This window comes from Halomonas sp. 11-S5, from assembly GCF_029889825.1.
Classification (GTDB): Bacteria; Pseudomonadota; Gammaproteobacteria; order Pseudomonadales; family Halomonadaceae; genus Halomonas.
Genome location: NZ_JARANW010000007.1, coordinates 149,051 through 157,170, shown reverse-complemented (window position 1 = coordinate 157,170; position 8,120 = coordinate 149,051). Strand labels below are relative to the sequence as shown.

Sequence of the window (8,120 nt, the reverse complement as noted above, 5' to 3'; positions counted from 1 at the left end):
GTCATCGCCGCCGCCGTCATCGCCGCCGCCGTCATCGCCGCCGCCGTCATCGCCGCCGCCGTCATCGCCGCCGCCATCATCGCCGCCGCCGTCATCGCCACCGGTCCCGCCACCGGCCACGGGCGCAGAGCCACCATCACCCACGGTGCCGGGGCCACCACTCTCGTCATTACCGGCCCCGGGGGGATAAAGCAGCAACAACTCCTCGGGGCTCTGCCGTGTCGGCAGCCACGCCAACAGTTGCTCCATCTCCTGATCGTCAAGCACCCTGCCCTCGTACAGGAGGTCGTTGAACATCGCGGCCAGTTCGTCGTTGCTGAGTGGATCCGTTCCCCATGGAGACGACTGTGCCGACGCGACGGTTGAGGCCAGGGCCCCCATCGCCACCACCAGCGTAAGCTTCCTGAAGCCTTTCATGATTCTTCCCCTCTGCGTTATCCCATGCTCCCGGGCGTTACCCGTCACATTCGCCGTGACCGTGACCAACATTCTGTTACACACAGCAAAGCATCGTAGCCGCCCATGAACTGCGCCATAGGACGGAGACATGAAACAGCTGTCACAGAAGGGTGAATCGGAATACCTACCTGGGTACGAGGGGTCTCATACGTCGCGAGATCGGCTGACGAGCCGCGTCATATCAGGCATCGATGGGCAGGATGGCGATGATGTGCTCCTCGAGCTCCTCATCGGGAACCTCGCGCTGCGAGACCGCGAAGCTGCGCACACTGATGCCCTTGCGGTGCATGCGCGCCGGGCCGCCGGCGATCAGCGGATGCCAGGCGGCGAGCTTGCGCCCTTCCGCCACCCGTCGGTAGGCACAGGACCTCGGCAGCCAGCGGAAATCGTCGATGCGCTCGGGGGTCAGTTGCGTGCAATCGGGTACTCTCGCGAAGCGATGGGCGTAGTCACTGCAGCGACAGCTGTGGATATCCAGCAGCTCGCAGGCGACGTTGAGCACCGCCAGGTCGCCGGATTCCTCGTCCTGGAACTTGAGCAGGCAGCACTGGCCACAGCCGTCACAGAGCGCTTCCCACTCCTCGTCGGTGAGTTCCTCCAGGTCGAAGCGCTCCCAGAACCGGTCTCTCATGGTCTCTCCTGCGCGGCGTCAGGCGCGATGATGGGATTGCGCGCAGCGTCGGGCGCGATCCAGTGCGTTTCGCGCGGGGTCGGGCGCGTTAAACTAGTACCTCGCCTCGGTGGGGGTGCGATAGAGGTCCATCAGGTAGTCCTCCTTGGCCGGCGGCATCTGCAGGTAGTAGCCCTTCTCGCGGATGGCGGCCATGACGTCCGTGGCCCTGGCCAGTCCCAAGGATTTCTCGGGGGTGAGGATCAGCGTCATGGCCGGCAGCGGCTTGCCGAACCGCTCGAGCAGGGCCTGGGGCACCTCCACGAGGCCTTGGCGCTTGTCCACGTAAAGATACATCTGCTCCTGGAGCGAACTCTTGAAGACCTCGCACAGCAGCTTGTCACCGCGCATGCGGTCATCGCTCATCGGATAGCTCCTCGAGGGCCACCGTCAGGCCTGCATTCAGTCGGTCGCCGCGCCAGCTCCCGGGTAGCGGCAACGGCTGGCCCGTGAGGTCGGCGCCCACCAGGGCCTCCAGGTCACGGCGCTTCAGCAGCACCTCCGGCGCCACGCCGAGCGCCTGTGCCTCGGCATTCACCACTTTCTTCAGCGCCTTGAGGCGCTGCTTGAACGCGGGGGCCATCGGCGAGAGCGGTGCCGGCGGCAGCTCGCTCTCGTCGACGTGCAGCGCCTCACGGACCAGCCTGAGCAAGTCGTCACCCTCACGCTTGACCAGCGGCGGCTTGAGGTCTTCGACCCGGGCCAGCTCGAAGCGGTTCTCCGGTAGCTGCTCGGCGATGGCGTAGAGCAGCCGGTCGGGCACCAACCAGCCCCGTGGCACATCGCGGCGCCGGGCCTCTCCCTCGCGCCAGCGGGTCAGGCGTCGATAGGCCTCCACCTGACGCGGCGAGAGCCGCCACAGCTGGCGATGGCGCCGGTACCACTGGCCATCGGCGGCGTCGCTGCGGGCCGACAGGGCAACCAGGTCGGCACAGTCCGCCTCGACCCAGGCCCGTCGCCCCTGATGCTCCAGCGCCTCGCGCTGGTGCTGCCACACCTCCAGCAGGTAGACCACATCAAGGGCGGCATACAGCCGTTGGGTCTCGCTAAGCGGGCGCTTGAGCCAGTCGGAGCGGGTCTCGTCCTTGGGCAGGGTCTCGCCGACCCAGGTCTCCACCAGCTTCTGGTAGCCCATGGAGGGCACCTCGCCGAGCAACGACTGGGCGATCTGGGTATCCACCAGCGGCGCGACCGGCACGCCGGCCCAGTGAGCGAAGACCTCGAGGTCCTCACTGGAAGCATGCAGCAGCTTGAGCGGTCCCGACGAGAGCAGGCGCCGGAAGGCCTCGGTACAGGCCACCTCCAGGGGGTCCACCAGAAAGGCGGGGCCGCCCGCGGCGAACTGGATCAGCGCCGGTACCGGGTGGAAGGTACTCTCGCGGAAGAACTCGGTGTCCAGGGCAATGACGTCGGCCGAGGCTACCTCGGCGCAGGCGGCATCCAGGGCCTCGGGGGTATCGATCCAGCGGATCTCGGGGGTCAGTGGCATGCAGGATTCCGGCAGGGAAAGGGGCGTCACTCGCCCCGGAAGGGCAGGCGACCATTGAAGGCGCGGCTCAGGGTGCCACCGTCGACGTACTCGAGCTCACCGCCCATGGGCACACCGTAGGCCAGCCGCGTGAGCCTCACGCCGAGGGGCGAGAGCTGGGCGGCAATATAGTGGGCGGTCGCCTCGCCCTCCACGGTGGGGTTGGTGGCGAGCACCACCTCCTCCACAGCACCCTCGGCGACGCGTGCCTCGAGCTGGTCGAGGCCGATATCCTCGGGGCCGATGCCGTCCAGCGGCGAGAGATGGCCATGCAGCACGAAGTAGCGGCCGCGGTAACCGCCGGCCTCCTCGATGGCCAGCTGGTCGGCGGGGGATTCCACCACGCAGAGCAGGTCATCATCGCGCCGCGCACTCGTGCAGATGCTGCAGACGTCTTCCTCGGTGAGGGTCCGGCAGCGTCGGCAGTAGCCGACCTGCTCCAGCGCCACGCCCAGCGCCTCCACCAGGCGCCGGCCGCCGTCGCAGTCACGCTCGAGCAGGTGCATGGCCATGCGCTGGGCCGTCTTGGGCCCGACACCCGGCAGCACGCGCAGCGACTCCATCAGTCTCTCGACCAGCGGGGAAAAGCTCATCGGCGGTCCGTCTCGGCGTCGATCAGAAGGGCATCTTGAAGCCCGGTGGCAGGTTGAGGCCGGCCGTGGCCTCCTCCATCTTGGTCTTGGAGCTGGCCTCGACCTTGCGCACGGCGTCGTTCACGGCCGCGGCCAGCAGGTCCTCGAGCAGCTCCTTCTCCTCCTCCATGACGCTGGGGTCGATGTCGACCTTGATCACGTCATGGCGCCCGTTCATGGTCACCTTGACCATGCCGGCTCCGGCCTCGCCCAAGACCTCTGCCTTGGCGACCTCCTCCTGGACGCGCTGCATCTTCTCCTGCATCTCCTGGGCCTGCTTCATCAGGTCGCCCATTCCACCCTTCATCATGGCGGATTCCTCTCGTGGTTGGTGTGTTCGGTGGCCGCGGCGTGGCTCAACCGCGAGCCTCGGCATCGGCGGGCTTGACCGTGGATTCGATCAGGCGCGCACCGAAGGCCTGCTGCAGTTTCTGTACATGGGGGTCACGGCTCAAGGCTTCAATCGCCCCGGCATGGCGCTGGGCGGCCAGGCGGTCGGCCTGCTGCTTCGGCGTCTCGACCTCCGTAGGCAACGCCCCGGGCTCGAGTGACAGGCGACGCTCGACCCCCATGGCCGCCAGCGCCTCGCGAATGCGCGTCACGTGGACCTCGGCCCTCATGGCCTCCTGGGAGGGGTCAAGACGCAGCGTCAGCTGCTCGCCGTCGTCGGCCTCGACCATGCAGTGGGCAGCCAGGTTGCGGGTCAGCCCGCCCAGCCCCAGCGAATCGAAGCAGGTCAGCCAGTCGGCGTGGCTGAAGTGTCCGTTCGCGGGAGCCGGCGCGGAAACCGGTAGTTCGGGCGCCTGCGCCCCCGCGGTCGGCGATGCTGCTATCGCCTGCTGCCCCGGCGGCTCCGCGCCCTCCTCCTCCCGCTCGACCCAGGGGGGAGGCGCATCGTCCGGCGCCGGTGGGGGAGTGTCGGGAGGCGGGCTGGCCGCCGGACTCTTGTCGGCGGTCTCGGGCGCAGCCTGGGCAGGCCGAGGTGACGAGCTCTCCTCGGGAGCCGATCCGCCCGGTGGAGGCGGCTCCTCTCCGGCCGGTCCAGCGCCGCCGGGCTCGCCCTGGCCGCGCATGGGCAGCGGCGTCTGCGCGGGACGCGGCACACCCTGGGGGCGGAAGGCCAGCATGCGCAGCAGGGTCATCTCCAGGGCGGTGCGCAGGTCCGGAGCATGCTCCATGTCGCCACGGCCCTGGATGCCAATCTGGTAGTAGAGCTGGATGTCCTCGGCGGTGAAGCGCGCGGCCAGCGCAAGCAGCGCCTCGCGGTCGCCGTGGCCGTTGTCCACGGCGTCCGGCACCATCTGGGCGATCGCCAGGCGATGCAGCACGCCGGTGATGTCGTCCAGTACCGCGGCGAAGTCCGGCCCCTGCTCGGCCAAGGCAACCACCTCGGCGAGCAGCCGGGGGGCATCCACCGCGGCCAGGGCCTCGACCAGCGCCAGGACATGGCGATGGTCGAGGGTGCCGAGCATCGCCGCCACGTCGGCATGATGCACCTCACCCTGGCCGAAGGCGATCGCCTGGTCGGTGAGGCTCATGGCATCGCGCATGGAGCCTTCGGCGGCCTTGCCCAGCAGCCACAGGGCACTCTCCTCGAAGGGCACCCCCTCGGCCTCGAGCACCTTGGCCAGGTGGCCGACGATGCGCTCGGGCGGCATGTGCTTGAGGGTGAACTGCAGGCAGCGCGACAGCACCGTGGGCGGCAGCTTCTGCGGGTCGGTGGTCGCCAGCAGGAACTTCACATGGGGGGGCGGCTCCTCCAGGGTCTTCAGCAGGGCATTGAAGCTGCTGGTGGAGAGCATGTGCACCTCGTCGATGAGGTACACCTTGTAGCGCCCCTGGGTCGGCGCGTACTGGACGTTGTCGAGCAGCTCCCGGGTATCCTCCACCTTGGTGCGCGAGGCGGCGTCGACCTCGATCAGGTCGACGAAGCGCCCCTCGTCGATGGAGCGGCAGCTGTCACACTCGCCGCAGGGCGTCGAGGTCACCCCGGCATCGCCCTGGCCGTTCGCCGTGCAGTTCAGGCACTTGGCCAGGATCCGTGCCAGGGTGGTCTTGCCCACCCCGCGGGTCCCGGTGAACAAGTAGGCGTGGTGCAACCGCCCCTGGTCCAGGGCATTGACCAGCGCGCGCTGGACATGCTCCTGGCCGACCAGTTCATGGAAGGTACGCGGTCGCCACTTGCGGGCCAGAACCTGGTAGCTCATGCAGCGCGGGATCCTTGCGATAAAGCGAACAGCAGCTGTGGGGTGACGGACACCGGGGCCTGCAACGACCAGGCCCGATGCCCGACTTGAACCCATCATTCTAGCGACCGGGGCGCTTCGCGGGAAGCGGCGCCCAGCTCAGGCCTCGCGAACCAGCCCCCCGCCGCCCCAGCGGTGCTCGAACTGCTCGGCGGTGAGCGGCGGACTCAGGTAGTCGCCCTGGTAGGCGGGACAACCCAGGGCCTTCAGGAAGGCCAGCTGCTCGGCGGTTTCCACCCCCTCGGCGATCACATCCAGCCCCAGGCGCTCGGCGATCGACAGGATGGCGGCGACGATCGTCTCGTCATCGGGGTCACCGGGCACATCGGCGACGAAGGACTGGTCGATCTTCAAGCACTGCACCGGCAAGCGCTTGAGGTAGGAGAGCGAGGAGTAGCCGGTACCGAAGTCATCCACGGCCAGCTCGACGCCCAGCAGGCGCAAGCCGTGAAGCCGCTCGAGCCCCTCGTCGGCATGGCCGATCACGAAGCCCTCGGTGATCTCGAGCTCCAGTCGCGAGGGCGACAACCCGCTCTGGTGCAGCGCGGCCCGCACGTCACCCACGATGTCCCCCTGCACCACCTGCAGCCCCGAGAGGTTGACCGAGACCCGCAGCGGCAGGCCCCTCAGCTCCCATTGCCGCGCCTGGTGACAGGCCTCCCGCAGCACCCAGCGGCCAATCGCATGGATCAGGCCGGCCTCCTCGGCCAGGGCGATGAAGCGCCCGGGACCGATCAGCTGGCCCTCGGGGGTCGTCCAGCGCACCAGGGCCTCGGCCCCGAACACCTGGTCGCCCGCCACCCTGGCCTGGGGCTGGTAATGCAGCACCAGCTCGTCACGCTCGAGGGCGCGGCGCAGCCCGGTATCCATGGCGAAACGCTCGCGGCTCGCCTCGCCCAGCTCGGGGGTGAAGAACTGCCAGGTGTTGCGCTTGAGTGCCTTGGCACCGTACATGGCGGTGTCGGCGTGCTGGATCAACTCCTCGGCGATGCGCCCGTCGCGGGGATAGAGGCTGATGCCGATGGAGGCACCGATGAAGATCTCGTGCTCGCCGATATCGAAGGGCCGCACCAGGGCATCGATCAGCTTCTGTGCCACCCGGCCGGCATCGGCAGGTTCGTGCAGATGTTCCATCACCAGCAGGAACTCGTCTCCCCCCAGCCGCCCCAGGGAGTCTCCGTCGCGCACCACCCGGCCCAGGCGCTGGCCCACCGCCTGGAGCAGGCGATCTCCCAACGGATGGCCCAGGCTGTCGTTGATGTCCTTGAAGTGGTCCAAATCGAGAAACAGCACCGCCAGCTGCCCCTGGGCCTCGTCGGCACGCTCCAGGGCCCCGTCCAGACGCTGATTGAGATGCGCCCGGTTGGGCAGGCCGGTCAGCGGATCATAGTTGGCCGAGATGCGCAGCCGCCCGGCCTGGTCGGTAATACGCGACAGCAGCGGACTGATGGTGCGTGCCGTGGCGAAGGCGCCCAGGGCCATCAGCACCAGCACCAGGATGGCGGGCCAGAGCAGCTCCTGGTAGACCGAACCGTAGAACGCCCGGGCGGGAATCTGCACCATCAGCCCCCAGCCGGGAGAGGCCAGGGGCACATGCACCAGTACCCGCTCACCCCGCCAGCCGCCCTCGCGGAACAGCCCGGCTCGTCCCCCCTCCAGGGCCTCGCGGACCCGGCCGGGAACCAGGGTCGCCGCTTCTGCCAGCGTCAACGCCCCCGCCGCATCCACCGCCAGCAAGGTCTCGCCGGTCGGACCCAGCAACCACTGCCGGGAGTTGCCAGCGAAGGACGTGGCATCGGCGAGCAGCGCCGCCATACCCGTCGTATTGAAATAGAGCACGTCGGTGCCGATGCGCTCGCTGTCCCGGGAGATGATCGGAGCCGCCACCTCCAGAAGCAGTTCATCGTCATGACGTACCAGCTGCATGCTGCCGAGCCGGGTGGCCTCCGCCAGCTCAGGACCCGGCGACGGCCAGGGCGTGCGGCCGATCGTCACCAGCGGCTGGCCCATCGGGCCCAGCCGCACCAGCCCTACCACGTCGGGGGACTGCAACATGGCATCCACCAGGCGCGGCGTGGTGAAGGCGACCAGCGACTGACGATCCACAGCCTGCTCGGCATAGCGTGCCAAGCGGCGGCGGATCTCGGTGCGGCTGGTGAACTGCCTGGCCAGGTCCCGATAGCGCGCCAGCAGGTGCTCCAGGGATTCCGCCTGGGCCGAGGCGCTGACTAGGGTGTTGGTCTCCAGCGCCTGGCGTTGGGCCTGGAACAGCGGCCAGGCCGTGGCGAGGCCCACCAGGGCCCCGGTGACCAGGATGCCGAGCATGGCCAGCAGCACGATGCGCTGCTGCGACCGTCTCATCACCGTGGATCACCCAGGAGCGGGCCGACTGCGATACCGGCACCGCGCCTCACCCGAACAGCATCGTCATACCACAGATCGTCGTGCATTATGCTTCCCGGTCCCAGGCGCTCTTCAATATTCTAGTAAAATCTCGCCCCGCGCGAACGCCAAACTTGTCGCCGGCCAGAGTGCACGGTCATCACGCTGGCAGGGTATCTCAGCGAGGAAAGGCACAGCGGTGG

8 protein-coding genes are annotated in these 8,120 nt (G+C 68.4%); all 8 read right to left on the bottom strand.

The features are described from left to right. A partial coding sequence (locus OP497_RS07965; protein ID WP_280547662.1) for a hypothetical protein occupies positions 1-417 on the bottom strand: 417 nt, incomplete at its 3' end. Between the two features lie 223 nt (positions 418-640). Further along, complete coding sequence (locus tag OP497_RS07960) at positions 641-1,090, bottom strand: YcgN family cysteine cluster protein (protein WP_280547661.1); 450 nt, start codon at positions 1,088-1,090, stop codon at positions 641-643. A 93-nt stretch (positions 1,091-1,183) separates the two neighbouring features. Next, positions 1,184-1,495, bottom strand: a complete 312-nt coding sequence (locus OP497_RS07955; protein WP_280547660.1) for a YcgL domain-containing protein — start codon at positions 1,493-1,495, stop codon at positions 1,184-1,186. Continuing rightward, complete coding sequence (rnd, locus tag OP497_RS07950) at positions 1,485-2,618, bottom strand: ribonuclease D (protein ID WP_280547659.1); 1,134 nt, start codon at positions 2,616-2,618, stop codon at positions 1,485-1,487. The genes OP497_RS07955 and rnd overlap by 11 nt, the downstream gene beginning before the upstream one ends. A gap of 26 nt (positions 2,619-2,644) precedes the next feature. After that, positions 2,645-3,250, bottom strand: a complete 606-nt coding sequence (gene recR, locus OP497_RS07945; protein ID WP_280547658.1) for a recombination mediator RecR — start codon at positions 3,248-3,250, stop codon at positions 2,645-2,647. 22 nt (positions 3,251-3,272) lie between these two features. Continuing rightward, positions 3,273-3,599, bottom strand: a complete 327-nt coding sequence (locus tag OP497_RS07940; RefSeq protein ID WP_280547657.1) for a YbaB/EbfC family nucleoid-associated protein — start codon at positions 3,597-3,599, stop codon at positions 3,273-3,275. A 46-nt stretch (positions 3,600-3,645) separates the two neighbouring features. Further along, complete coding sequence (dnaX, locus tag OP497_RS07935) at positions 3,646-5,496, bottom strand: DNA polymerase III subunit gamma/tau (protein ID WP_280547656.1); 1,851 nt, start codon at positions 5,494-5,496, stop codon at positions 3,646-3,648. 138 nt (positions 5,497-5,634) lie between these two features. Continuing rightward, positions 5,635-7,896 (bottom strand): EAL domain-containing protein, encoded by a 2,262-nt coding sequence (locus OP497_RS07930; protein ID WP_280547655.1) that lies wholly within the window; start codon positions 7,894-7,896, stop codon positions 5,635-5,637. Positions 7,897-8,120 lie beyond the last annotated feature (224 nt).